The organism is Haliea alexandrii (assembly GCF_003719295.1).
Lineage (GTDB): Bacteria > Pseudomonadota > Gammaproteobacteria > Pseudomonadales > Halieaceae > Haliea > Haliea alexandrii.
The window spans coordinates 71,984-96,781 of sequence record NZ_RFLW01000005.1 but is presented as its reverse complement, the minus strand read 5'-3'; the positions used below and the strand labels follow the sequence as shown (position 1 = coordinate 96,781).

At 62.1% G+C, this 24,798-nt stretch carries 20 protein-coding genes and 1 tRNA gene; 12 read left to right on the top strand and 9 right to left on the bottom strand.

Annotated elements, in window-relative coordinates; translation table 11 throughout:
- Positions 1–24 precede the first annotated feature (24 nt).
- Positions 25–1,293, bottom strand: coding sequence for an MFS transporter (locus EGJ68_RS16700; RefSeq protein WP_123035683.1), 1,269 nt, complete (start codon positions 1,291–1,293; stop codon positions 25–27).
- A 167-nt stretch (positions 1,294–1,460) separates the two neighbouring features.
- Between EGJ68_RS16700 and solA the strand changes: the two genes are divergently transcribed.
- Positions 1,461–2,555 carry an N-methyl-L-tryptophan oxidase gene (gene solA / locus EGJ68_RS16695; RefSeq protein ID WP_123035682.1) on the top strand — a complete coding sequence of 365 codons (1,095 nt, stop codon included), beginning with the start codon at positions 1,461–1,463 and terminating at the stop codon, positions 2,553–2,555.
- A 124-nt stretch (positions 2,556–2,679) separates the two neighbouring features.
- Here solA and EGJ68_RS16690 read toward each other — a convergent pair whose 3' ends face one another.
- Positions 2,680–3,195 carry a peptidylprolyl isomerase gene (locus tag EGJ68_RS16690; protein WP_123035681.1) on the bottom strand — a complete coding sequence of 172 codons (516 nt, stop codon included), beginning with the start codon at positions 3,193–3,195 and terminating at the stop codon, positions 2,680–2,682.
- 11 nt (positions 3,196–3,206) lie between these two features.
- Positions 3,207–3,782 (bottom strand): helix-turn-helix domain-containing protein, encoded by a 576-nt coding sequence (locus EGJ68_RS16685; protein WP_123035680.1) that lies wholly within the window; start codon positions 3,780–3,782, stop codon positions 3,207–3,209.
- Positions 3,783–3,970: 188 nt separating this feature from the next.
- Here EGJ68_RS16685 and EGJ68_RS16680 point away from each other — a divergent pair, with 188 nt between their 5' ends.
- The 4 genes from EGJ68_RS16680 to EGJ68_RS16665 are packed head-to-tail and all read left to right on the top strand — an operon-like array spanning position 3,971 to position 11,182.
- Positions 3,971–6,196 (top strand): TonB-dependent receptor, encoded by a 2,226-nt coding sequence (locus EGJ68_RS16680; RefSeq protein ID WP_123035679.1) that lies wholly within the window; start codon positions 3,971–3,973, stop codon positions 6,194–6,196.
- Between the two features lie 2 nt (positions 6,197–6,198).
- Positions 6,199–8,223 carry a hydantoinase/oxoprolinase family protein gene (locus tag EGJ68_RS16675; RefSeq protein WP_123035678.1) on the top strand — a complete coding sequence of 675 codons (2,025 nt, stop codon included), beginning with the start codon at positions 6,199–6,201 and terminating at the stop codon, positions 8,221–8,223.
- Positions 8,220–9,902 carry a hydantoinase B/oxoprolinase family protein gene (locus EGJ68_RS16670; RefSeq protein ID WP_123035677.1) on the top strand — a complete coding sequence of 561 codons (1,683 nt, stop codon included), beginning with the start codon at positions 8,220–8,222 and terminating at the stop codon, positions 9,900–9,902. The genes EGJ68_RS16675 and EGJ68_RS16670 overlap by 4 nt, the downstream gene beginning before the upstream one ends.
- A 2-nt stretch (positions 9,903–9,904) precedes the next feature.
- Positions 9,905–11,182 carry a cytosine permease gene (locus EGJ68_RS16665; RefSeq protein ID WP_123035676.1) on the top strand — a complete coding sequence of 426 codons (1,278 nt, stop codon included), beginning with the start codon at positions 9,905–9,907 and terminating at the stop codon, positions 11,180–11,182.
- Between the two features lie 160 nt (positions 11,183–11,342).
- Here EGJ68_RS16665 and EGJ68_RS16660 read toward each other — a convergent pair.
- A tRNA-Leu gene (locus tag EGJ68_RS16660) sits at positions 11,343–11,429 on the bottom strand.
- Positions 11,430–11,561: 132 nt separating this feature from the next.
- Between EGJ68_RS16660 and rnr the strand changes: the two genes are divergently transcribed.
- The 7 genes from rnr to dnaB all read left to right on the top strand — a co-directional run bounded on the left by rnr (position 11,562) and on the right by dnaB (position 18,603).
- Positions 11,562–13,970, top strand: a complete 2,409-nt coding sequence (gene rnr, locus EGJ68_RS16655; RefSeq protein WP_123035675.1) for a ribonuclease R — start codon at positions 11,562–11,564, stop codon at positions 13,968–13,970.
- A 9-nt stretch (positions 13,971–13,979) separates the two neighbouring features.
- Positions 13,980–14,735, top strand: coding sequence for a 23S rRNA (guanosine(2251)-2'-O)-methyltransferase RlmB (gene rlmB / locus EGJ68_RS16650; protein ID WP_123035674.1), 756 nt, complete (start codon positions 13,980–13,982; stop codon positions 14,733–14,735).
- Between the two features lie 134 nt (positions 14,736–14,869).
- A complete protein-coding gene (gene rpsF, locus EGJ68_RS16645) occupies positions 14,870–15,310 on the top strand; it encodes a 30S ribosomal protein S6 (protein ID WP_123035673.1) in 441 nt (146 codons plus the stop codon).
- A 49-nt stretch (positions 15,311–15,359) separates the two neighbouring features.
- The gene (gene rpsR, locus EGJ68_RS16640; protein ID WP_027950879.1) at positions 15,360–15,587 is read left to right on the top strand and encodes a 30S ribosomal protein S18; all 228 of its coding nucleotides are present in this window, start codon (positions 15,360–15,362) and stop codon (positions 15,585–15,587) included.
- A 54-nt stretch (positions 15,588–15,641) separates the two neighbouring features.
- Positions 15,642–16,550 carry a hypothetical protein gene (locus EGJ68_RS16635; protein WP_123035672.1) on the top strand — a complete coding sequence of 303 codons (909 nt, stop codon included), beginning with the start codon at positions 15,642–15,644 and terminating at the stop codon, positions 16,548–16,550.
- 45 nt (positions 16,551–16,595) lie between these two features.
- Entirely contained in the window at positions 16,596–17,045 is a 450-nt protein-coding gene (rplI, locus tag EGJ68_RS16630) for a 50S ribosomal protein L9 (protein ID WP_123035671.1), read from the top strand.
- Between the two features lie 136 nt (positions 17,046–17,181).
- Entirely contained in the window at positions 17,182–18,603 is a 1,422-nt protein-coding gene (gene dnaB / locus EGJ68_RS16625; protein ID WP_123035670.1) for a replicative DNA helicase, read from the top strand.
- A gap of 42 nt (positions 18,604–18,645) precedes the next feature.
- Here dnaB and EGJ68_RS16620 read toward each other — a convergent pair whose 3' ends face one another.
- From EGJ68_RS16620 to EGJ68_RS16600, 5 genes are all read right to left on the bottom strand, one after another.
- Positions 18,646–20,325 (bottom strand): isovaleryl-CoA dehydrogenase, encoded by a 1,680-nt coding sequence (locus EGJ68_RS16620; RefSeq protein WP_123035669.1) that lies wholly within the window; start codon positions 20,323–20,325, stop codon positions 18,646–18,648.
- Positions 20,326–20,365: 40 nt separating this feature from the next.
- Positions 20,366–21,178, bottom strand: a complete 813-nt coding sequence (locus EGJ68_RS16615) for a tetratricopeptide repeat protein (protein ID WP_123035668.1) — start codon at positions 21,176–21,178, stop codon at positions 20,366–20,368.
- Positions 21,179–21,233: 55 nt separating this feature from the next.
- The gene (locus tag EGJ68_RS16610) at positions 21,234–22,778 is read right to left on the bottom strand and encodes a metallophosphoesterase family protein (RefSeq protein ID WP_123035667.1); all 1,545 of its coding nucleotides are present in this window, start codon (positions 22,776–22,778) and stop codon (positions 21,234–21,236) included.
- A 113-nt stretch (positions 22,779–22,891) separates the two neighbouring features.
- Positions 22,892–23,563, bottom strand: coding sequence for a replication protein P (locus EGJ68_RS18185; protein WP_158283718.1), 672 nt, complete (start codon positions 23,561–23,563; stop codon positions 22,892–22,894).
- A complete protein-coding gene (locus EGJ68_RS16600; RefSeq protein ID WP_123035666.1) occupies positions 23,475–24,695 on the bottom strand; it encodes a DnaT-like ssDNA-binding domain-containing protein in 1,221 nt (406 codons plus the stop codon). Before EGJ68_RS16600 ends, EGJ68_RS18185 begins: the two co-directional genes overlap by 89 nt.
- Between the last annotated feature and the right edge of the window lie 103 nt (positions 24,696–24,798).

The following is a 24,798-nucleotide window of genomic DNA, read 5'->3' as shown; positions in this document are numbered from 1 at the left end:
GTTTGCGCCATTGCGCCGCGCAGCTTAGCTTGATACTGGCAACGGAGCCGCCTTTTGTTCGTCTCGCCGCATCAGGGGTATGCAGAGCAAGGCGATGGCCGTGAGCAGGATGAAGGCCGTTAACACTAGCTGGTAATTGCCGGTAGTATCAAACAGCAGCCCGGAGAGGATTGGCGCAAGCGAAGATGCCCCGACAGCGAACAGCGTCATTGCCCCCATTACGGTGCCGTATTGCCGCAGAGAAAATAATCGCCCGATCAAGGCGCCCCAGAATGGCATGAGTCCACCACCGCTAACGCCGACCAGGGCCGTTGCGTAGAGCAGTCCCTGGTAACTCTCGGCTTCCCGGAAAAGCACCAGTGCTCCGATATTGACCGCCAGTAGCCCCGCAAATACCGAGCGAATATCCAACATGTCGCAGAAGCGCCCGATAAGCGGGCTGCATACCATGCCTACGAGCGCGTACAGTGAAATGAGCCAGGCCGCCTGATCGCGGCTTGAGCCGATATCACTCGCGAAGAATGCGAGATTGGCGAGCACGGTAGTGAACATGGCCACCATGACGGCAATACCGAAGCCCGCCAGCCAGAAACTCCGGTCTGCCAATATGACTGCCAGCCGGGTGGGTGGAGCTGCCGGGGCATCGCCTGAGGTTGATTCCGGAGCGAGCGGCGCGTCACCATCCGGCCCGAGGTTGGCAATGGCAGGGTGATCAATGATTGTGCGCCATGACAAGAGCGGGATGACGATTGCAATCACCAGCCCGATAACACGCACGGCAACCCGCCAGTCATAGGCGTCAATGACCAGAGTGATCAACGGTGGAATCAGAAAGCCCCCTACCTGGGTGCCCAGTGCTGCAATGCCTATGGCCAATCCGCGGTGGCGGACAAACCACCGCGAGAGCAGCAGGGGGGCAAACAGCATACTGAGGCTGATAGTGCCCGCCGCGATGAGAACCGCATAGCTCGCGATAAAGCCCCAGACGTTGGGCGTGAACGACATGACAACGAAGCCTGCGCCCATGACGGCCGCGCTGGCGCTGACATTGAAGCGGATGGAGTGTCGATCAAGCCAGTCGCCCATCTTGGGCGCAATCAAGCTGGTGGTAATCGCACTGCCGGTCAGCCCCAGCATGACCAGGGCTCGGCCGGATGAAAACTCCTGTTCTATCTCGCCGGCGAGAATGCTGTAGAAGTATATGGTGACGCCCGCGGCCATTGACTGTATCAGCAGGCAAATCAGCACCAGCCACCAGCCGTAGAAGATCCTGGCCTGTTTTCTGTTGTCCATCGTTCTTGTTCCCGCCTTGAGAGCGTTTAGTATGTCATGCGAATGCTGCGCCGCAAATTACTATGCCGTCGGTCGCAAGGGCCATTGTTTTCGGCTTTAATGAGGTGTTTCAGGCTGCCGATCACAGGGAGTGAGATAAGGGTGCCCAATCTGGAAATGCCACTTCAATGAAGCATTACGACCTGATCGTCCTCGGCACCGGCGGTGTCGGCAGCGCCGCGCTTTATCACGCCGCCCGGCGCGGGCTGCGCTGCCTGGGGCTTGACCGCTTCCCGCCCGCCCATGACCGGGGCAGCTCGCACGGCGAGTCGCGGCTGATACGCCTGTCCTATTTTGAGCACGCCGATTATGTGCCGTTGCTGCAGCGCAGCTACGCACTCTGGGGCCAGCTCGAACCCACCTTGCTGCACCGTAGCGGTGTGGCGTATTTTGGTCCCGCCGATAGCGAGATTATCGAGGGCGTGCTGACGTCTGCGCGCCAGCACCAGTTGGCCGTGGAGGTGCTGCCCGGTAACGCGATGCCCCAGTTCACTCCACCGGATGGTTTTACCGCGCTATACGAGGCTGATGCCGGTTGGTTGCCGGTTGAACGCTGTGTGCTGGCACACCTGGAGCAGGCGGCGGCGGCCGGGGCAGAGCACCGCTGGGGTGAGTCCGTGGTTGATTGGCAAGCGACGGACAGCAGCGTGAGCGTGACCACCAACCTTGGCCGTTACGGCGCCGATGCGCTGGTCGTTGCCGGAGGGGCATGGAGTTCGCGATTACTGCACACACTTGCGCTGCCGCTCACCGTCCAACGCAAGCATATGCACTGGTTTCCCTGCGACGACCCGCGTTATCAGAGCGGGTTCTTTTTTGACCTTCCGCACGGCCAGTTTTATGGCTTTCCGGCAATGGATGGGCGTTTGAAGGTGGCAGAGCACAGTGGCGGAGAGGTGGTGAGCGACCCGCTCGCCGCGAGCACAGCGCCAGACTCTGTGGACAGCCAGCGCATAGAAGCTTTCGTGCGTCAGCATCTACCTGGAGTAGGGGGGGAGCGTCTGGGGCATCAAACCTGTTTTTACACGCGCACACCGGACGACCACTTCATTGTTGACCGTTACCCCGGGAGCAACAACGTTGCGTTTGCTGCCGGATTGTCCGGGCATGGCTTCAAATTTTCCCCGGCTCTGGGGGAGGCGCTCGTCGATTTGGCTACCGGGCGCAGCCTGGCTGTCGACTGCGCATTCCTGGGCCTGTCGCGCTTCAAGCCTCAAGCTTGAGTATGAAACCCTGTTCGATATTGATTCACTGGTTGAAGTTTCAGGGCGAAGAGGCGGCACACGAAATTCAGGGCGACGCCTAGAGTGCCAGTGTCAAGGACGCTTGGCCGCGCTGGCATGATCCTCAGTCTCGGTAGAGCACGTCGGTGATCGCTATGCGTGTTGTCAGCCAGGTATCCTCCTCGGCCCGAAGATGTGCTTGCTCGATGGTGCTCTGGCCACTGACCACGCTGCCGAAAGCCGCAAATCCTTGTCCATCACCGTGCCGGTTGCCGCCAAAATCCAGCGCGGGTTCGCGCTCCAGACAAACAAAAAAACTGCCGTACACCTCACCCGGATCAAAACGAGCTGCGGAGACTGTCCAGCGTTCATGTCGCAGGGTGGTGAGGGCCGTGTGCTCATGCTGGATACGAGTCCGTTGCGCATCCATCCCTGCCGGCATGCCAACCTGTACCACGTCAATCGGGTTTTTTTCAATGCCACCGTGTTTGCGTGTAGACACGATGCGGAAAATGCTGCCGTTCTGGAAGGCCCCGCTGCGGGCAAGCGATGCAAAATAGCCACAGGTCACCGGGGCCTCGTCTGGCCGCAGCAGCACGCTGAAGTGACCAAGTTCTGTTACCACATCCAGAAATGCCATGGGATTTCCCGCTATTCTACGGGTAGCAGGACTGGGGTCCCTACCCAGAGAATTGTTGCCGTACCTTTGCTTTTGTTGACGATGTTGTGACCGAGCTGGGTGTTCATGTGGACACAATCTCCCGCCTGAAGACTGAACACCTTGTCGTCGATCATTTGCTCCACTCTGCCCTTGATGATGTAGAAGATATCCTCTCCTTCATCCCGATGCACCGTGGGCAGCTCAACGCCGGGAGGGATATCCATGAGCAGCGCGCTCATGCGCTGATTGGGTACGGAAGCGTTCAACACCCGATAGGTAATCGGCGAATCAATGTTCAGGTACCGCGGGTCGTTGGCCTTGCTGACCAGTTCGGCAGGCACCGGCGGTGAGATGAAGTAGTGAATGTCGGTGCCCAGAGCGCGCGCAATATTGATCAAGGAAACGATTGACGGAGTTGCCTTGCCGCGCTCAGCCTGCGACAGAAATGCGGCAGACAGATCAGCCTTCTCTGCCAACTCCTGCAGTGTAAGCTTCTGCTCCAGGCGCCGCGCCTTGAGCAGACCGCCCATAGAGCGCTTGATCAATGACTTCTTTTTCTTTTCCACACCAGGCCCCTCCAACGTGATGTGGGGAGTGTACCCGACGAAAACATATTGTCAAAAAATATTGACATACTTAAAATTTTAACTCATTTTTGGTTGCTGTAGCCTCGCTGCTGGAGCTTGCTGGCCACTGTGCCAACCGCCTGCCGTCGGCGATGCCTGTTGGGTATGGAATCTGGGGAGAGACATAGATGAAGAAAATTTCGAGCACTGGTTTAACGCACACGTTCGCCTTGCTGGCAGTACTTCCTGTGGCGCCGCTCGCGCAGGCGCAGGCCGGGACGCCGGAGGGTGCCATGGTTCTGGAGGAAGTTACGGTCACGGCGCGTCGCCGCGACGAAAGTCTGCAAGAGGCGCCCTACGCGGTGACTGCGTTCACCGCCCAGGCGCTTCAGGATGCCAATGTTCAACGCATGGAGGATTTCATCGCACTGACACCCAACGTGACGCTCGCGACATCTCAGGGAGTCGGGACCAGCTTTCTCAGTATTCGCGGTTTGACCCAGGTACGCAATGGCGAGGCCCCGGTGGCCACGATCATTGACGGGGTGTTGCAATTCAGCGGCATCCAGTTTCGCCAGGAACTGTTCGATGTCGAGAGCGTGCAGGTGGTGAAGGGCCCCCAGGGTGCAATCTACGGACGCAATGCAACCGGTGGCGCCATCATTATCAATACCCGTCGCCCCACCAATGAGACCGAGGGGTACATCAGTGCCGGCGCGGGTTCAGGTGACGAGTACTTGCTGGAGGGCTCCTACGGCGGGTCACTGATTGACGACCGGTTGTTTGCCCAGGTGTCTGCCAGGCATATTGATCGTGACGGCTACCTGACCAACATTACCCGCAATGAAGAGGCGGACCGCTTCGAGGATTCAGTGCTGCGCGGACGCCTGATCTATGAGCCCACCGCGAATCTCACTATCGACCTGCGCACAACTCTCGCGCAGCACAAGGGCAGGGGTATTGGCTTCCAGTTCCAGGGCGTGGACCTGGCGCCGGACGGAGTCACCGCGATCGGCTTCGGTACCGATACCGGCCCCATCGATGCCAACAATGTGCTGCCGGTGCGAGACAACAACGTCGACTACGGCGAACGGGATATGTATGACGTCGCGCTGAAGGTCGACTGGGCGACGGACCTGGGCACGCTGATTTCCACCACCAGCTTTACCGATCTGGAGGAGTGGTCGGATTCCGACCAGTTCCCCTACACGGCCGCCATGAGCCCGCCGGAACTGTTTGGCAATGATGGCACCCAGACCGGGTTTTTCGACATCGAGGCCTGGAGTCAGGAGCTCCGTTTCCGCTCGCCAGACGAGCAGCCTGTGCGCTGGGAAGTCGGTGTCTATTACCTGGAATGGGACCGGTTTGTGTCCCTGTCCACCGGGGTCGATACGGGCGCCGGAATCATTCGTCTGGAGCGCGAGCCGACGACTGACCCGCGCAATCCCTCGACGTCTTTCCTCGCTGATGACAATAGCAACACCGCCATGGCTGTGTTTGGTCAAACCAGTGTGGATATAGGCACCGATTTCGAACTGTCGCTGGCGCTGCGTTACGACGAAGAGGAGCGGGTGCAGGACGTATCGCCATTGCAGTTCCCCGCCGGCGTGCCTGGAGCGCGCAACAAGGAAACCTTCGACATGGTGCAGCCGAAGGTTACCCTGCGCTATCAGCCATCCGATGAACACAACTGGTACGCCACCTGGGGGCGCGGATTCCGCAGCGGCCAGTTTAACCAGAACGGCATCTCCGATGTGGCGGCCTCTGTCGGGCTGGCTGGTCTTAGTGACGTGGTCGATCAGGAGGAGTCGGAGTCCTTTGAGGTGGGCTACAAAGGGCTGTACTTCAACGATCGCCTGCGCCTGATTGGCGCCGGCTTTGCCACCAAGGTTGAGGGGCAGCAATTCTTCTCCTTCATCGGTGCGGTCAGCGCCCAGATTCTTACCAACATTGATGAAGTCCAGCTCTACGGCGGAGAGCTTGAGTTGAACCTGAGAGCGACCGAGAATCTCGACCTCTACGCGTCCGTGGGCTACACAGACAGCGAGATCAAGGAATATGTGGTAGACCCGACGGCGGAAGGGAACGACGCACCTTATGTTGCGGATACGACCTTCAACCTGGGTGGCCAGTATGAAGTACCGCTGAATTTTGCCAACCTGAACCTGTTTGCCAGGGTCGATTACGAGCGCCGCGGTGAGCAGTACTGGGATGTGCAGAACTCGACGGCGCGCGATCCGCTGGATTTCCTCAGTCTGCGCATTGGTGTCACGGATGCTGATGACAAGTGGTCCGCGATCTGGCAGGTCCAGAACGCGCTGGACGAGGAATACAACTCGGAGTGGGTGGCAGGGGGGTTCTCTGCGCGAGCACCGGGCAAAATCTGGAACCTTCGACTCAGGTATAACTTCTGATTATGACCAAATATCATGTTTCTGCTGACATCGGTGGCACCTTCACCGATATAGTGATCGAGCCCTCGGATGGACCGGTCTTTGTCAACAAGGTCCCGACCACGCGGGAAAACCCCGCGCTCGGCGTGATCAATGGTATCAAGGACGTAGTGCCAGACCTCGCCGATATCGAATACTTCGTGCACGGTACGACGGTGGGGCTCAACGCCTTTCTGGAACGACGGGGTGAGCGCGTCCTGCTGGTAGCGACCGCGGGCGCGGGTGACAGTTACGTCATTGCCCGCGGCAATCGCGATGCCCTTTACGATCTGCGTTACAGCAAGCCGGCGCAGCTGGTGCCGCGCCGAGATGTGCACGAGGTGCGCGGTCGTCTGGCCTGGGATGGCAGGGAAATTGAGCCACTGAACGAGGCGGATTTTCAGCCAATTATCGACAAGGTCAAGGCGGAGAACATTCACGCGGTCGCAGTGTGCCTGTTGCACAGCTACGCCTATCCCGCTCACGAGGTGCGTGCCCGGGAGATTCTCGGCGCGGCCTTGCCTGGGGTGTCTATCTCCCTTTCCCACGATGTGGCACGGGAGTGGCGTGAGTACGAACGTGCATCCTCGGCTGTCATGAATGCCTACGTGGCCCCGGTGGTCGAGCGCTACCTGCTCAGCTTGCAGGAACAGCTTCGCGAGCGCGGCATGCGGGCGGGAGTGCATATCATGCAGTCCAGTGGCGGCGTCACCACGGCGGACACTGCGCGCGAAAAGCCGGTGTTTACGCTTCTGTCCGGTCCGGTGGGTGGCACCATTGCCGGTGCCTCGCTGGCGAAGCGTGCGAAACGCCCGAACCTGCTCTGCGTCGATATGGGCGGCACCTCCTTTGATTTGAGCCTGGTTGTCGACGGCGAGGCCAGTACCACCCTGGAAACGGAGCTGGAAGGCCTGCCCCTGCTGATGTCGATCGTGGATATTCAGACCATCGGCACAGGTGGCGGTTCGGTCGCCTGGCTGGACAATGATGCAGTGAGAGTCGGGCCGCGCAGCGCGGGCTCTGTGCCCGGCCCGGCTTGCTATGGCAATGGAGGTACGGAGCCCACTGTTACCGATGCCAACCTCTACCTCGGACGTCTGGGAGCTCGCTCCCTGCTCAGCGGCGAGATGTCACTGGATGCAGCGGCGACGGGCGCGGCAATAGAGTCGCTGGCACAGCGCGCGGGGATGCAGCCGGTACCCTTTGCCGAGGGTATTCTGGCAATTTCCAACGCCGCCATGGCTGATGCGATGCGTACCATTACCGTTAGCGAGGGCGTGGACCCGCGTGACTTCACCCTGGTCGCCTTTGGTGGTGCGGGACCAATGGCGGCGGTGTTTCTGGCCGAGGAGCTCGACATTCGCGAAGTGCTGATCCCGCGTTTCCCGGGCACTTTCTCCGCTTGGGGCATGCTGCAAACCGATCTGCGCAGCGACCTCACCCTGAGCTTTTTCCGCCCCGCGGCGAGCGTCGTGCCGGAAGAGCTCGAAGGCCTGTTCGCCGACTTGGCCGAGGAGGGACGGGACGCCGTGATGCAAGAGGGAATCTCTGCTGATTGTATCTCCTTCCTGCGCTCTGCGGACATGCGCTACTCGGGTCAGGAATACACCATCAATATCGCCTTGCCTGACGAGCTGGATATCGCCGCACTCAGCACGCGGTTTCACGATGCCCACAAGCAGCGTCACGGCCACTCCAGTCCCGAAGCGCCGATCGAGTTTGTCAACCTGCGCCTCGCGGCGATCGGCGCGATTGCCAAGTACGATGAACATCCGCACACGGTTACCGGCGATGGCAGGGATGCTGTGATAGGCCGGCGTGAAGCCGTGTTCCGGGGAGTAACGCTGGGCACGCAGGTTTTGCGCCGCGACCGCCTGCCTGTCGGCTACCAGGCAACCGGCCCTGCCATCATTGAGGAACAAAGCGCGACGACGGTGCTGCCCGATGGCTGGCAACTGCGGGTCGACGAGGAGAGCAACCTGATACTGACTCGAGGAATCCCAGCATGAGCCAGGTAGATCCGATCACCACGGAAATTATCCGCAATGCCTTCATTGCTATCGCCAGCGACATGAATGCAACCTTGATTCGCAGTGCCTTCACTCCGGTCATCTACGAGGGCAAGGATTGCTCGGTGGCGTTGATCGACGAGAACGGTGAAGTGCTCGGTCAGTCTCTGGGGCTGCCGCTGTTTCTCGGTAACCTGGAAATCTGCGTCAAGATCATGGCGGAACGGTACGGCTGGGATTACTTCCAGGAAGGTGATGTGTTCTATATGAACGACTCCTACATGACCGGCACCCACTTGAACGACTCGACCATCATCATGCCGATCTTCTGGCGTGGCACTCGCGTGGGTTTTGCCGCCTCCCGCGCGCACTGGCTGGATGTGGGAGCCAAGGATCCGGGTACTCCGGTGGACTCCCACGAAATTTATCAGGAAGGCACCCGCTGGGGGCCAACGCGCCTCTACGACGCGGGCAAGCCGCGCCAGGACGTGATTGAACTGCTGCGTCTCAACAGCCGCTTCGGCGACGCTACGATCGGCGACCTGAATGCACAGATTGCCGCCGGGCGCACCGGTGAGCAAAGGCTGCAGGCGTTGTATGACCGTTTCGGCAAGGACACCATTTGCGCAGCCCGCGACGAAATCTACAAGCAGACCGAGGCCAAGGAGCGTGAGGCGATTATTGCCCTGCCCGATGGCGAGTACAGTGCGGAGGGCACCATCGACGATGACGGGCTGGGTAACGGTCCGTTGGGCGTCAAGCTCATGGTCCGTATTGCGGGCGACGGCATGAGTGTTGACCTCGCCGGATCGGCACCCCAGGCGGCCGGCCCGGTGAACTGCGGGCTGACCCAAACCGTGGCCGCGGCGCGCGTAGCTTACAAGCTGCTGATTTGCTCCGAGGTATCGCCCAATGGTGGCTCTTTCCGTGCGCTGGATGTGCAGGCGCCTCCGCGGTCGATCTTTTACGCTCAGGAACCGGCGCCCTGCGGCTGGTACTTCACCCCGCTTGGCCTGCTTATCGACCTGATCGTGAAGGCCCTTGCCCCGGTGCTGCCGGACAAGGCGGCGGGCGCTCACTATGGCGATTCCATGGTCATCACTGTCGCCGGACAGGACCCGCGCAACGACGATGACTTCTTCCTGATGATCGAGCCCACCACAGGTGGTTGGGGGGCTTTCAACGGCGGTGACGGCGCCAACTCCCTGATCAACAACGTCAATGGCAGCTTCAAAGACCTGCCCATCGAGATTTTCGAGAGCAAATATCCTCTTCGGATTCTCAGCTACGGCATTCGCCAGGATTCGGGCGGCGCGGGCAAGTATCGCGGCGGCAACGGTACCTACCGGGAATATCTGGTGGAGTCCGACGCCTCGCTGTGGCTCTGGTTCGAGCGCTCCGATACACCGGCCTGGGGCCTGTTTGGCGGGGGCTCCGGCGCGCCGCCCAAGGTCTTGATCCAGCGTCCCGGCCAGGAAACGCTGGTGCGACTCAAGGCCAATGACATCAAGATGCCCCCCGGTACGGTGATCAAGTCTCTAACGGGTGGTGGCGGCGGCTATGGTGATCCGCGGGAGCGGGACCCCCGGCAAGTGCGCGAGGACCTGCTGGATGGCTTCATCTCCCCCGAGCATGCCAGCTCGGTCTACGGGGTCGACTCGGAGACACTGGAACAATAGCCATGTCCACGCCGGGAGTCGGAGCAGGGGATACCCTGTCCGGGCTACATATCGCGCTGGTGATTATTGGCGGGACCATCGGTATGGCCGTGTTCCTGGTGTCCGCGCAGATCGGCGGGTCCCTGGGCCTGCAGCGCGCGGCCTGGGCCTTTGGCGCCGGTTGCCTGATTCTCGCGGTTATGGGCTCTCTGACCTCCTATGTGGGCGCGACCACCCGGCTCACCACCTACCAGCTCTGTGGACAGGCTTTTGGTGGTGTCGGCGCCCAGCTGGTCAATACAGTGATTGCACTGTCGTTGATAGGCTGGTTTGCGGTGATCAGCAACACCCTGGGGTCACTGTCGGATTTTGTCTTCTCACGTCTGTACGGTTGGGAGCTGCCAGTGCCGTTGTATATCGTCGCGAGCAGTGCGGCGATCGTGGGGGTGGCCATCACCGGGTTTCGTGGCATCGACAAGATTGCGTTGTGGATGACCCCGGCCATGCTGCTGCTGGTTGTGTATGCGGCCCTCCGTAGCATGGATCAGGTGCCGCACTGGGATCGTCCGGTCGAAGATGCGACGCCGATGCGCTTCTCTGCCGCGGTCTCTGCTGTGGTGGGGTCCTATATCGCCGGTGTGATTATACAGCCTGACTATAGCCGCTTCGCCCGCAACGCACGCCACGCCGTGGGCGCGGCTTTTGTTGCGCTGGGGCTGTGTTTTCCCACCGTGATGTTCCTCGCCGCCATTCCCGGGTCCGCGCTCAGTCAGGTCGACCTGCGCGGCCTGTTGCTGGCCATGGGTGTCGGCTTGCCCGCCTTCACCTTGCTGTTCCTGGGGGCCTGGTCATCGAACGTGCTGTGCCTGTATTCCTCCAGCCTGTCCATGTCTACGGTGATACGGCGGGCGACCTACTGGAAAGTGGTAGTCACCATTGGCGTGTTGGGCACCTTGCTGGCGCTGGTGGATGCACAGACCTACCTGGTGAACTTCCTGGTGCTGCTGGGCATAACCATTCCGCCAGTGGGCGCCATCTATCTGGTGGAAGCGCTGCTATTGAGGCGTTCGCCCCGGGCGCTGGCAGCTGACGTCAGGCCTTCCCGACAGCGAGTTACGCAGTGGCGGCCGGTACTCGCCTGGGCGCTCGCTACCAGCTTCGGGTTTGCGGTACATCACGAGCTGCTGGCAATCACCGGCGTCTCATCCATTGACGCCATTCTGGCGTCCGCGGCAATTTTCCTGGTGCTTAACCACCGCCGCATAATCTTGCCGTTTAATGGAGATCAAACCGATGCATGAAGCCTGGGTGATGAGCGACTACAGCGGTTTCGAAGGATTGCGCGTCTTAACTCATCGCGGGTGGGGATGTATCATCAACCGGGCGTAGTGAATATCGGTACGTCCCCCTTTAACGGGGAGGCGCCGAGCCGAAAAGTCATGGAATGCAATAGTGTCTGGATGGTGCCCAGGAGAGGACTTGAACCTCCACGCCCTTTCGAGCACTAGCACCTGAAGCTAGCGTGTCTACCAATTTCACCACCTGGGCATCGTGCAATCACGGTGGATTACCCGAGGGCGCGCACTTTACTTTTCCGCAGCAGGTTTGTCAATCCTCGCGTATACTGTTGCCACCTAAAATTCAGACCACGTTAAATCACGACAGGAAGCCCCGTTACCTATGGCTAAAAAAGGCAAGATTGCCGACCCCCACGCCGAGCGCGAAGCCGCACGCTACGACAACCCGATTCCCAGCCGCGAAGTCATCCTCGACCTGCTCACCGCCGCGGACAAACCCTTGAGTCACCCGCACATCGCCCGCGACCTCGACTTGCATGAAGAGGAGCAGGTCGAGGCGCTGCGCAAGCGTCTGCGCGCCATGGAGCGCGATGGCCAGCTGATGGTCAATCGGCGCGGCGCCTATGGTCTGGTGGACAAACTGAACCTGTTGCGTTGCCGTGTGCAGGGCCACCGTGACGGCTACGGTTTTGCCATCCCGCTGGAGGAAGGGGATGACGTCTACCTCAGTTCCCGGCAGATGCAGTTTGTGTTCGACGGCGATGAAGTGCTGGTGGGCATTATCGGCCTGGATCGCCGCGGACGCCCGGAAGGCCGTGTGGTGGAGGTGCTGCACCGCGGCACGTCGCGTGTTGTCGGCCGGTATGAGGAGGAGAGCGGCATTGGCTTTGTTGTGCCGGACAACAGCCGCGTCAACCACCGGGTGTTGATCCCGCCGAAGCTCAAGGGCGGTGCCAAGTCCGGCCAGATTGTGACGGCGGAGATCACCGACTACCCCACGCGCAACCTCGGTGCCAAGGGCCAGATAGTGGAAGTGCTCGGCGACCATCTGGACCCCGGCCTGGAAATCGACGTTGCCATCCGCTCCCACGGCATCCCGCACGAATGGCCCGAGGCGGTACTGCGCGAAGCGGGCTCGCTGGAAGAGGAGCCGCGAGAGGAAGACAAGAAATATCGCGCTGACCTGCGCGGCCTCGGGTTTGTCACCATCGACGGCGAGGATGCACGCGACTTTGACGATGCCGTGTACTGCGAAAAACGCCTGCGCGGCTGGCGCCTGTGGGTGGCAATTGCCGACGTGTCGCACTACGTGCGCCCCGGTTCCGCCCTGGACGAAGAGGCGGCGCTGCGCGGGAACTCGGTGTATTTCCCCGAGCAGGTAGTACCCATGTTGCCCGAGGCGCTCTCCAACGGCTTGTGCTCGCTCAAGCCCAAGGTGGATCGTCTCGCCATGGTCTGCGAGATGGAGTTGAGCGGTTCCGGCAAGCTCACCGGCTTCCGCTTCTACGAGGCGGTGATCCACTCCCAGGCACGCCTTACTTATACCCAGGTGGGCGAAGTGCTGGAGGGCGGCAGCGATCCGCAGATCGACAAGAACAGGCTTAAGGATCTGAAGCGCCTGCAGTCGTTGTACAAGGTGCTGCGCAAGGCCCGCGATGTGCGCGGGGCCATCGATTTCGAAACCACAGAAACCCGCATCCTGTTCAACGAGCAGCGCAAGATTGATGCGATTGTGCCGGTGGTACGCAACGATGCGCACAAGCTGATCGAAGAGTGCATGCTCTGCGCCAATGTGGCGGCGGCACGATTCTACGAGGAGCACGAGTTGCCTGTGCTGTATCGAGTGCACGAGGGCCCCACGCCGGAGAAACTGGAGAATCTGCGTGCCTTTCTCGGCGAGCTCGGCCTGGACCTGCGCGGCGGTGAAAAGCCCACCCCTGCCCACTACGGCGACCTGCTGGACGCGGTGCAAGGGCGCGACGACGCGAATGTCATCCAGACCATGTTGCTGCGCTCGTTGCGTCAGGCCGTCTATACGCCGGCGAACGAGGGCCATTTTGGCCTGCATTATCCGGCCTATGCGCATTTCACCTCGCCCATCAGGCGCTATGCGGATTTGCTCGTGCACCGGGGTATTCGCCACATCATCCGCTCCAAGGGCCGTACCAAGACGGTGCAGCGCCAGCGTGGGGCACCGGAGATTCCGCGCGAGGCGATCTTCCCCTACAACGAGCGCGACATGGTGGCCCAGGGCCTGCACTGCTCCATGACCGAACGACGTGCGGATGATGCGACCCGGGATGTCGAGTCCTGGCTCAAGTGTGAATTCCTGCAGGAGCATGTGGGAGATGAGTTCGACGGCCTTATCGCGGCGGTGACCTCCTTTGGCCTGTTCGTGGAGTTGCAGCCCATCTATATAGAAGGCCTTGTCCACATCAGCGCGTTACCCGGCGATTACTACAGTTTCGATGCGTCGAAGCAGCGGCTCGTGGGCGAGCGCAGTGGCCGCAGTTACCGGCTGGGCGGTCGCGTGCGCGTACAGGTCGCCCGGGTAGACCTGGATGACAAGAAAATCGACCTGGAGTTGATCGACGCCCCCGCCGCCAACAAGGCCAAGGCCAGCAAGCCGCGCAAGCGCAAAGCTGAAGGCTCAGGCTCTGCCAATCCGCCGCGCAAGAAGGCCGGTGCCGCAAAGCCGAAAGCGGCTGCAAAGTCGGGCGCCGGCTCACGCAAGGGTGGCGAGGGGGACAGTGCCAAGCCGGCGGGCAAGTCCCGGCGGCGCCGGCGCTAGGCGGCTGTCATGCAGTATCTGTTCGGCATTCATGCCGTTGATGGCCTGTTGCGGCGCAAGCCCGAGTCGATCCGCGAGCTGGCACTGCAGCAGGGCCGGGCGGACAAGCGGATTGCCGCGCTGGAAACTCTGGCACGCAACCAGGGGGTGGCGGTAGTGCGCGCGCCGCGCGCGGTGCTGGATGAGCGCGTCAATGGGCGCCACCAGGGCGCAGTCGCCACGCTGGATGCCGTGGCGGGTTCGGAATCAGCCGGTGACAATCTGCTGGACGAGGTGGACTTGTTGCAGCTGGTGGATGACAGCCCGCACCCCGTGCTCCTGCTGGTGCTGGATGGCGTCACTGATCCGCACAACCTGGGGGCGTGCCTACGCAGTGCGGATGCCGCCGGTGTTGATGCGGTAATCGTGCCCAAGGACAAATCCGCTGACCTGGGCCCCACAGTGAGCAAGGTGGCCTGCGGTGCCGCCGAGGTGGTGCCGTTCGCCCGCGTGACCAATATTGCCCGCACACTGGAGGCACTGAAGGCCCGCGGGGTGTGGATCTACGGCACGGCGGGCGAGGCTGAGGCCACAGTCTACGACACGGACCTGCGCGGGGCCGTGGCCCTGGTGATGGGCGCGGAAGGAGACGGGATGCGCCGTCTGACCCGTGAGCTCTGCGACTACCTGATCAAGCTGCCGATGGCGGGAACCGTGAGCAGCCTCAATGTGTCGGTGGCGACCGGTGTCTGCCTGTTCGAGGTGGTACGCCAGCGTGCTGTTTGACCTGCTGCGTAAAGCTTGCGGCGGCCGGGGAAACTCTATAAAATCCGCGGCCTGAATTTTGCCCGGCTGTTTTGGCAGCCGATTCTCCTTGCTACACCGCCACGGTGGGTAGCATTAACCCGTAAGGAGCCTCTATGCGTCATTACGAAGTAGTATTTATGGTCCACCCGGACCAGTCCGAACAAGTGCCCGGCATGATCGAGCGCTACTCCAACACCATCCAGAAAGACGGCGGCAGTGTGCACCGTCTGGAAGACTGGGGTCGTCGCCAGTTGGCCTACCCGATCAACAAGATTCACAAGGCACACTACGTGTTGATGAATGTTGAAGCGTCCAACGAAGCGATGGAAGAACTCACAACGACATTCCGTTACAACGATGCCGTGCTGCGTAACCTGGTTATTCGCCGCGACGAGGCCGTCACTGATGAGTCTTTCATCATGAAGGCCGAGAAAGAAAGCCGCGAGCGCAAAACCCGTTACGAAGAGCGCCAGTCAGCTGATGCCGAGCGCACTGCGCGCAGCAACAGCAATGATGATTCGGCAGACAAGGGCGACGACGAGTCCGGCGAATAAGCCGACCGTTGCGTTGTAACGTTTAGTACAGTTTACGAGGAGTAGCACCATGGCACGTTTTTTCCGTCGCCGTAAGTTTTGTCGCTTCACTGCCGAAGGCACGAAGGAAATCGACTATAAAGATCTGGAAACGCTGAAGGCGTACGTTTCCGAAACCGGCAAGATTGTTCCGAGCCGTATCACGGGCACCAAGGCACGGTACCAGCGTCAGCTGTCTACCGCGGTCAAGCGCGCGCGGTTTCTGGCGCTGCTGCCCTACTCGGATTCCCACAAGTAAGGAAGCCCTCAGGGTGATGGCCGTCAGCGGCCATCGGGTTCCGGGAGGCCCCGATTGAAAGGCCTGGCGAACTTCATCATGCGCGGCCGCCTGCAGGCATTGCTGGTGGCCGTAGCCGGTTCCGGCAGTCTGTTGTTCTGCTGGATCAGCGCGGCGGCTATCGCGCTGGTCGCCCTGCGCCAGGGGGCCGGGCAAGGGCTGTGGCTGCTGCTGTGGGCCGTGTTGCCAGCCGGTGCCCTGATGCTGGTGTTTGGCGACAGTGGCCCGTTTGCCCTGTTGCTGGGTACAACCGCACTGGCGCTGGTGCTGCGGTCGACCGTGAGTCTGCCGTTGGCGCTACTCGCCAGTGTGCCGGTAGGGCTGCTGACCGGCCTCGGTATCAGCGTTTTCGGCGGTGAGTTACTGGCGCAGATGTTGGCGTTTTTTGACCAGTTTCTCGCCAGCCTGGAGCAGCAGATGGCGGCGGAAAACGCCGCTGTTGCGTTGCCCCGGCCAACGGCCCTGCAGGTGGCTGGCATGTTGGGAGCGGCCAACGCCATGCTCAGCGTGCTGTGCCTGCTGCTGGCACGCTGGTGGCAGGCGGCGCTGTACAATCCGGGTGGTTTTGGCGGCGAGTTTCGTACGCTGTATTACCCGCCGGTGGTGAGTACGCTGCTGGTGGTGGTAGCGACCGGTCTGCTCGCCATGGGGCCGGAGTTTCGGCCTTGGGCAGCGGTATGCGCAGTGCCACTGACGGCTGCCGGACTTGCACTGGCCCACGCGGGAGTGGCGCAACGGGGCCGTGGTAGCGGTCTGCTCACGGCGCTGTATGTGGGCTGGCTGCTGGTGGACCTGGTGAAGCTGCTGGTGGTACTGGTAGCGGTATTGGACAGCTGGTGGGGGTTCCGCCAGCGCTGGTCGGCAGCCGCCGGGCAGGACATTCGCCGGCGCGACGATGAAGACGATCGCGATAACCGGGGTTGAGAATTTACACGTAAGGGGGCGAGCCCCCGAAAAGAGGAAGTCAAAATGGAAGTCATTCTGCTGGAAAACATCGGCAACCTGGGTGGCCTGGGCGACAAGGTTGACGTGAAGGCGGGCTACGGCCGCAACTACCTGGTTCCGCAGGGCAAGGCTGTGCCTGCGACACGCAACAACATTGCCGAGTTCGAAACGCGTCGCGCCGAGCTGGAAGCCGCTGCTTCAGCTGCTCTGGCTGCCGCCGAGCAGCGTGCTGAGGCGATCAACGCCCTGCAGCCGGTCACCATCGGTGCCAATGCCGGTGAAGAGGGCAAACTGTTTGGTTCCGTGGGCACCCGCGACATCGCCGAAGCGGTGACCGCGGCCGGCTGTGAAGTGGACAAGTCCGAAGTGCGACTGCCGGAAGGCCCGCTGCGCGAACTGGGCGAGTTTGAAGTGGATATCCAGGTTCACGGTGACGTTACCGCGACCGTCGTGGTTGCGGTTGTTGCCGAGTAAGTCTGCCGTGGCCCCGGCTCTGGCCGGGGTTTATCCCGCTGTAGTGCTGCGCGTCTGGCAAACTGTCGGTCGCGCGGTTACCCTGCAAGCCAAAATCCGCTAATCTGTGTGGCCGTTCAGGCCGCAGCACGTCCTCATGCCCGAGACCGACTATTCCGAGATGATCGCCCAACCACCGTTTGCCGGTGGCGGGAGCAACGTCGACCGGGACGTCGCGCGCATCAAGATGCAGCCCCACTCCATTGAGGCCGAACAGTCAGTGCTCGGTGGCTTGCTGTTGTCAGCCGATGGGTGGGACGCTGTTGCGGAAACCGTCACCGCGGACGATTTCTATCGCCCGGACCACCGTCTTATTTTTCGCCATATCGCCCGTCTTGCCGAGGCCACCCAGCCGATTGACGTGATCACGGTCGCTGATCGGCTCACCGCCAATGGGGAGCTGGACGCCGCGGGCGGCCTCTCCTACCTCGCGGAGCTGGCCAGCAATACCCCGAGTGCCTCGAACATCCGGGCCTACGCGGAAGTGGTCAATGAGCGCGCCAGCCTGCGCAAGCTGATCGAGGCGGCGCAAACTATCGCCGAGAGCGGCTTCAGCCCAGAGGGGCGCAGCTCAAACGAGCTGATTGATGAGGCCGAGCGCCTGATCATGCAGATCTCGGAGCAGGGCCCGAAGGCCGGCGGTCCCCGTGATGTGAACCCCTTGCTGCAATCGGCGCTGGCGCGCATCGAGGAGTTGTTCCACTCCGGTGGCGACATTACCGGCCTCGATACCGGCTTCATCGAGCTCAACCGTAAAACCTCGGGCCTGCAGCCCTCTGATCTGGTGATCGTTGCGGGCCGGCCGTCCATGGGAAAGACCAGCTTCGCCATGAACCTGGTAGAGAACGCGGTGCTCTCCCAGGCGAAGCCGGTGCTGGTTTTCAGTATGGAGATGCCCGCGGAGCAGCTGATTATCCGTATGCTCTCCTCTATCGGGCGCATCGATCAAACGCGGATTCGCACCGGTAAGCTGGAGCAGGAAGATTGGCCCAAACTCAGCGGTGCGGTGTCCAAGCTCAAGGACTTGCCGCTGTTCATTGATGATACACCGGCGCTGACACCTACCGAACTGCGCAGCCGCGCGCGGCGCATTGCCCGCGAGCACGGGCAGATCGGCATGATCATGGTGGACTATATCCAGCTGATGCAGGTGGCGGGCTCCTCCGAGGGCCGCACCGCCGAGATCTCGGAAATCTCGCGCAGCCTGAAAGCAATCGCCAAGGAGTTTGCCTGCCCCATGGTGGCGCTTTCGCAGCTCAACCGCTCGCTGGAACAGCGTCCGAACAAGCGGCCGGTGAACTCCGACCTGCGTGAGTCGGGCGCCATCGAGCAGGATGCGGACGTCATCATGTTCATCTACCGCGACGAGGTCTATAACGAGGATTCGCCCGATAAGGGCACCGCAGAAATCATCTTGGGCAAGCAGCGGAATGGCCCCATCGGCACCTGTCGGCTGGCGTTTATCGGCCAGTTCACACGCTTCGAGAACCTCGCGCGCGGCCATTACGACGAGGAATAAACGGCTTCACCGGCTGTCTGCCGCGTTAAGGGCGGCAACGCCTCAGGCTATTGGCGTGGCGCGCTCGATAATCGCCGCGCAGTCAACGCCGCGGGGCAGGGTGCCCACGTTGTGTTGGCCTTCGCCGCTCAGACGGGAATTGCAGAAGGCCTCCGCCAACCCGCTGGGTGCGTGTTGCAGCAACAGCGCGGCCTGCAACGACCGCGCCATGCGGTCCACCACATCCCGAGCGCGGTATTCGAAGTCTTCGGGGGCGGCCAGGTCCTGCTGCAGGCGCGTAATTTCGCGGTCCAGCGTGGCGTGGGCGCCGCGCGCAGCACCCAGTTCATCCAGAAAGACCTCCACCACACGCGGCGACTTCTGCATGGCGCGCAGTACGTCAAGGCACTGCACGTTGCCGCTGCCCTCCCAGATGGCGTTCACCGGCGCCTCGCGATAGAGCCGCGGCATCATGCTGTCCTCCATCACCCCGCTACCGCCGATGCACTCCATGGCCTCATAGGCATGGTTGGGTGCACGTTTGCACACCCAGTACTTGCCCACGGCAACGCCCAGGCGCATGAACAGTGCCTCGCGTTCATCGCCGGTGTTGTCCAGAGCGCGCGCCATGCGCATACCCAGGGCCAGCGCGGCCTCGCTTTCAATGGCCAGGTCGGCCAGCACGTTCTGCATCAATGGCTGTGCGTTCAGCACCCTGCCAAACGCCTCGCGGATGCTGCAGTGGTGCAGTGCCTGAGAGGCGGCCATGCGCATGCCGGCCGCGGAGCCGATCATGCAGTCAAAGCGGGTCAGGCTGACCATCTCCACAATGGTGCTCACGCCGCGCCCTTCCTCACCCAGCAGCCAACCCAGTGCGCCGCGCAGCTCGATTTCACTGGAGGCGTTAGAGGCGTTGCTCAGCTTTTTCTTCAGGCGCAGCACCTGCAACGGGTTCTTGCTGCCATCCGGACGCCAGCGGGGCACCAGAAAGCAGCTGGGGCCGGCCTCGGTTTGCGCCAGCACCAGGAACGCATCGCACATGGGCGCGGAGAGAAAGAACTTGTGCCCGACGAGTTCGTAGGCTTCCCCGGTGCCGCGTGCCCCCAGCGGGTGCGCACGTGTGCTGTTGCTGCGCACGTCGGACCCACCCTGCTTTTCCGTCATGCCCATGCCAATGGTGACACCCTGTTTCTCGGTGTCGGGCACGTTGCGCGGGTCGTAGGTGCGCGCGGTGATCCTGGGTTCCCAGAGGGCTGCAATGGCGGGCGCTGTACGAATGGAAGGAATGCAGGCGAAGGTCATGGTAATGGGGCAGCCGTGCCCCGCCTCCACCTGGCCCTGCAGGTAGCTGTGGGCGGCGCGGGCCACATGTGCACCCGACCGCGGGTCAGTCCAGGGCGACGAATGCAGGCCGTGCCGGACCGCGCTGTCCATGAGGGTGTGGTAGGCGGGGTGATAGCTGACCAGGTCGACGCGATTGCCGAAGCGGTCGTGGGTATCGAATTCCGGCGTGTACTTATTGGCGGCAAAGCCCAGTTGCAGGTAGTCCGCCCGACCCACCGCATGGCCAAAGGCGACCAGGCTCTCGTTGGCCCAGTCGGCGCCTTCGCGGGCTACCGCGTCCTGCAGCGCCCGGTCCTGTGTGTAGAGATTGTAGTTTTCCAGTTCACGGGAGACGTTTTCAACAACGTGCGTGTCGGCGAGGGCCGAGGCCCTTTCAGCGGTGGTTTGCTGGGCTGTCATGGGAGGCTCCGCATCGTGGCGTGTTAGGGACACCGTTATATCAGCCCGAGAGCGCCTCTGCCAGCCGCACGGCGCGATCGTCCAGCGCGCGTCGTGCCGGGGTGTCGCGCTGTGCCGCCAGCTGGGCTTGCGCCTGCTGGAGGAGCTGGTTGGCATCTGCCTTGCGCCCGGCCTGCTGCAGCAGGTCCACGGTGTCGAGTTTCCAGCGCGCGCTGTCACGCAGGGTGGCGCGCATGGCTTCCTGCCGGGCAATGGCCGCCGACAGTCGGCCTGCGGCGACCTCCAGGCTGATGGCCTGGCGCTGTAGCTGCGGCACCATGCCGAGTTGTTCAAGGCCCTGGTCGAGCACCGCGAGGGCATCTTCGGAGCGCCCGTCCTCTACCAGCATATTGGCGGCGGACACAAACAAGCCCGGGCTGGGACGTGCCTGTAGCCTGAAGTAGCTTTGCAGGTCTGCCAACGCGCGCGCGTGGTCGCCGGCATCGCGGGCGATAAACGCCCTGTGGCGGAAACCTTCCGGGTCGCTGGGGAACGTCTGCACGTGGCGATTGGCCAGCGTCATGGCTGCGGCCAGGTCACCCTTGCCGTAGAGCATGATGCTCTCGGCAAGATCCACGCGCTCAGTCGGCCCGACCTCGCGGGCCCGGGCGAAATCGTTTTCCGCCTCGGTGAAGTGACCGATCTCGCCGTAGACGGAGCCTCGCTGCAAGTACAGCGCCTGATTGTCCGGCGCCTTGGCCAGCGCCTGATCGATGGCCTTGAGCTGTTCTTCATGGCCGGGGTGAGTGAAAGACGGTGTGGCGCCCAGTGGTGACAGGCACAGGAACAGGGTTAACAGCAGTCGCGGTGACATGACATGAGTACTCGATTGAAAGGGGCCACGGCGTGTTGCCGCAGCCCCTGCGGGGTCAGCGGGTGATGGTGAACTGGTCAAGCACCTCGCCGTCTACGGTAATGAAAGAGTGTGTCAGTTCTGTGTCGGAGGCATCAATCACGGCGGAACCGAGCACGGGCAGACCGCGACGCGGTGGCTCCTCGGTGTCAGCCGGCTGGTCGATGTGTGCCGGATGGCGCAGCCATTCGTCTGCAGCGGTGAGGCTGCCGGCGTCCTCGTCGGCTTTACCCGAATTACCCACCACGCTGTAGATCACCCGGTCATCCACGCCTCCGCTGGTCGGGCTGAGCTGGGCGTAGGGCATGTCGCCGCGCCCGGAAGCGGGCTGCGCCGGGTCACCATTGAGCAATTCGGCATGCTCTGCTGTCGAGAACGTATCGGAGGTGCCGGTGTGGCTGGTGATGTAATAGCTGCGCTCGTAGGAGTGGGAGTGGCCGTTGTAGACCAGGTCCACCCCGTGGGCATCAAAGATGGGCACGAACTGCTCACGCATGTCGCGCTGTGGGCGATCGAAACCGTTGACCTTCTCCACATCATCCGAGTCATGGTTGGCGCCCTTGGAATAGGGGGGATGGTGGAAGATCACGACGGTCCAGTCGAGGTCGTTGCTGCTCAAGTCGTCAATCAACCACTCGCGCATCGTTGCCATCTGTTCCGGGTCGCGCGCCGAAAGTTGTGAATCCAGGCTCACCACGTGCACATTGCCGTGGTCGAACGAGTAGTACTGTTCCGTGCCGCTGGCCACGCCACCCGCTTCGCCCTCGGCTGGCAGGGAGAAGATGTCGAGGTAGGGCATGCGTCCGGGCTCATCGTCGGCGGTCGCCTGATACGAGTCGGGGTCTGCGCTGGTCCCCAGGCCCGGCAGGCCGAGCGTAGGTGAAAGGAAACCCAGTCCCATTTCGTGGTTACCGATCGTGGGCCATAGCGAAACGGACTTGAGCAGGTCGGGGTAGGTTTCGAACACGGCCTGCTGGTAGTTGAAGTCGCTGCCGACGTTGTAGGCGTTGTCACCGAGCATCAGGAACAGGTCGACTGCCTTGCCGTCAGCTTCTACAAACGCTTCCAGACCGGCCAGTACCTCGGCGGCCTCTCCTTCGTGCCCTTCGCGCTCGTCGTCGCCGCCGGTGCCGGAATCACCAATCACCCAGAGGCGGGTTTTACCACCGGCCGCAGCAGTGCCGCGCGCAGGCGCCGTGGTGAATTGCTGGCCAGCCGGCGCCGAGGGGGCACCGCCCACGGAGTAGTAGTAGGTGGAACCGGCTTCCAGCCCATCGATACGCACTTCCTTGTGATCACCTTCGGTCTCCTCGGCCGTGAACCGCGTCGCCAGCAACTCGGCGCTACTGCCGATGCAGGCCGCGGTGGCGTCGCCGCGCCACTTGATGATCACGCTGCTGCTGGTGAGCTGCTGCAAGAACAGGCGGGAGGATTCAACTTCGGTACCGTCGCACGGGTTCGGTGGTGGCAGGACCTCCGCTACCTGATCACTGCCATCACTGCAGCCGGCGAGGAGTGCAGCCATAGCGGCCGCCATCAAGGTGTTGCTGTATCGAATCATAACCGGGTATCCATTGTTATTGTGGGAGGTGCGTTGAGCGCGTGTCGTGGAAGAGGAGAAATTAACAGGTGGCCGCAGAATCGGCAATAAACACCAGCCATTGTGCTCACCGCTCAGAGTTGTGTCTCGCGGCGCAGCCTGGCCAGCGCTGCGAGTTGCTGTTCGGTCGACAGCGGCTCGGCGGCGTGTTGTTCCAGGGCCGGCTCCTGCGGCACCGTCAGCGCTTCGCCGCGCAGCGCACGGGTGCACCAGGCCTGGTAGTGCTTGCGAAACACCGGCCAGGTGCTGCGTTCCGGGTTGTTGGCGAGGAAAAACCAGTCGCTGTCACGGCCCGCCAGGTACACCGCCGGATGGCTCCAGGGCTGTGCCGAACGCGGGCTTTGCGCATCGCAGGCTTCGCGGTAGGCGCTGTAGGCATCGGGCAGCCCGAGGCTGGCAATGCTCTCCTGGCAGCACTCCAGCATGCGGTGCAGGGTTGGCAAGTACTCACTGTTTTCGATGGCGTGGCGTGCACCGCGCAGAATCTGCTCAACCGGGTAGTCCGCCAGCGATTCCAGCCACAGCTTCTTGATCTGCTTGAGCTGCTCGGCGTCGGGGTACGCGGCGTAGTACTGGTTGTGGTAGTTCAGCCGGAACAGGGCGAAAACCTGGTTGATCGCCTCGATGTGGCCATCGCTGGCGGGTCGGCGGCGGGCGTCAGTCGGCCCAGGAGGTGTCGTTGAGGTCGTCTGCGAGGCTTGAATCCCGCGTGCGACTCGTTCGAGGAGATCCTTGCTGTCCGTCATGGTTGTGCCCTGCCTGTTCAATGCGGTGCTGTTTGGCCCAATGGAACTTCACGTGCTGCAGGAATTTGCTGTTCCAGGATGTGTGTGCCTGGTTGCTGTCACGCCAGTAGATGATGAACTCCGGCAGCAGTTCGCGGGCAAAGTTCTCATCAATATGCGACAGGCGCAGAATATCAAAAACATCGTCGTCCGGCTGCCAGTCCTCGGCAATGCGCCGTGGCTCGGTACTGTGGCGCATACTGGAGGTGTACTTGGCCCACTGGATGCGGATGTGCTGGATGAATTTCGAGTTCAGTTCCCGGGGCGCGTCGCCCCGCTCGCGCCAGTAGAGTATGAACTCCGGTGTCGCCTCGTCGATGAATTCGGGGTCGATGCCGCTGCGCAGCATGATCTCCAGGGCGTCCCGGCTGGGCCGCCAGTGGTTGTCCAGGGGTGGGTTCTGCTCGGCCCGAAAAGCCTCTGCGCGGCTCTGTTGCTCCCGTCGCCAGCAGCTGATCACGTGCTGGCGGAACTTGTTCTCCCAGGCGTGGCTGGGTTCGCCGCGCTCGCGCCAGTAAAAGATGAAATCTTCCAGTTGGTCTAGCGCGAACTGGCGCGGTATGTTGTGGTTCAGGCCCAGTAACTGCAGCAAGTCTTCACTGGGGCCCCAGCTGCCCGGTAGCTGCGACGCGCTGCGTCGAGTTAGTGACGGGTCGGGGCCGACGTGTTGGGCTGAGCGGCCTGGCTGGCCTGGCTGGCCGGGTGTGGCTGGGGGCGTGCCGGCCACCGGTGTGCCGGCCGGCGGTTGGCCGCCCCCCGGAGTGCCGGCCACCGGAGTGCCGGCCAGCTCATTCATGGCGAAGAGGAGTTCGGGGTGGCTGTGCAGCGGGGGTGACTCCACCAGAATCACGCCTTTGTCCGCAAGGCTCTGGCAGATGCGGTAGAGGTCGGCGGGGCCCCAGAACGGCAGCTGTTGTAGCAGGAAATCACGCTCGACCCGCAGCCAGCGATAGCCCCGGTGCAGCTGTGCGGCGCGGTGGGTGAACAGTGTTGCCAGCTGTTGCAGCAGAATCGCCTCCTCCAGCCCGATCGTTGCCGCCAGCCCGGGCGAGAACACCAGGGGCGGTTCGGGGATCAGGGAGGAATGCGGCATGGAAATTCCGGTAGTGTTGGGCAAGTGACCATCGAGTGCACTAGGATACCGACCTGACCCTGCGGCTGATAGCGGGGTGACTGATTTTTTCCGCGCGAACAGG

Coding starts and splice junctions, on each gene's coding strand:
- EGJ68_RS16700 (WP_123035683.1), bottom strand. CDS start 1,293: ATGGACAACAGAAAACAGGCCAGGATCTTCTACGGCTGGTGGCTGGTG.
- solA (WP_123035682.1), top strand. CDS start 1,461: ATGAAGCATTACGACCTGATCGTCCTCGGCACCGGCGGTGTCGGCAGC.
- EGJ68_RS16690 (WP_123035681.1), bottom strand. CDS start 3,195: ATGGCATTTCTGGATGTGGTAACAGAACTTGGTCACTTCAGCGTGCTG.
- EGJ68_RS16680 (WP_123035679.1), top strand. CDS start 3,971: ATGAAGAAAATTTCGAGCACTGGTTTAACGCACACGTTCGCCTTGCTG.
- EGJ68_RS16675 (WP_123035678.1), top strand. CDS start 6,199: ATGACCAAATATCATGTTTCTGCTGACATCGGTGGCACCTTCACCGAT.
- EGJ68_RS16670 (WP_123035677.1), top strand. CDS start 8,220: ATGAGCCAGGTAGATCCGATCACCACGGAAATTATCCGCAATGCCTTC.
- EGJ68_RS16665 (WP_123035676.1), top strand. CDS start 9,905: ATGTCCACGCCGGGAGTCGGAGCAGGGGATACCCTGTCCGGGCTACAT.
- rnr (WP_123035675.1), top strand. CDS start 11,562: ATGGCTAAAAAAGGCAAGATTGCCGACCCCCACGCCGAGCGCGAAGCC.
- rlmB (WP_123035674.1), top strand. CDS start 13,980: ATGCAGTATCTGTTCGGCATTCATGCCGTTGATGGCCTGTTGCGGCGC.
- rpsF (WP_123035673.1), top strand. CDS start 14,870: ATGCGTCATTACGAAGTAGTATTTATGGTCCACCCGGACCAGTCCGAA.
- rpsR (WP_027950879.1), top strand. CDS start 15,360: ATGGCACGTTTTTTCCGTCGCCGTAAGTTTTGTCGCTTCACTGCCGAA.
- rplI (WP_123035671.1), top strand. CDS start 16,596: ATGGAAGTCATTCTGCTGGAAAACATCGGCAACCTGGGTGGCCTGGGC.
- dnaB (WP_123035670.1), top strand. CDS start 17,182: ATGCCCGAGACCGACTATTCCGAGATGATCGCCCAACCACCGTTTGCC.
- EGJ68_RS16620 (WP_123035669.1), bottom strand. CDS start 20,325: ATGACAGCCCAGCAAACCACCGCTGAAAGGGCCTCGGCCCTCGCCGAC.
- EGJ68_RS16615 (WP_123035668.1), bottom strand. CDS start 21,178: ATGTCACCGCGACTGCTGTTAACCCTGTTCCTGTGCCTGTCACCACTG.
- EGJ68_RS16610 (WP_123035667.1), bottom strand. CDS start 22,778: ATGATTCGATACAGCAACACCTTGATGGCGGCCGCTATGGCTGCACTC.
- EGJ68_RS18185 (WP_158283718.1), bottom strand. CDS start 23,563: ATGACGGACAGCAAGGATCTCCTCGAACGAGTCGCACGCGGGATTCAA.
- EGJ68_RS16600 (WP_123035666.1), bottom strand. CDS start 24,695: ATGCCGCATTCCTCCCTGATCCCCGAACCGCCCCTGGTGTTCTCGCCC.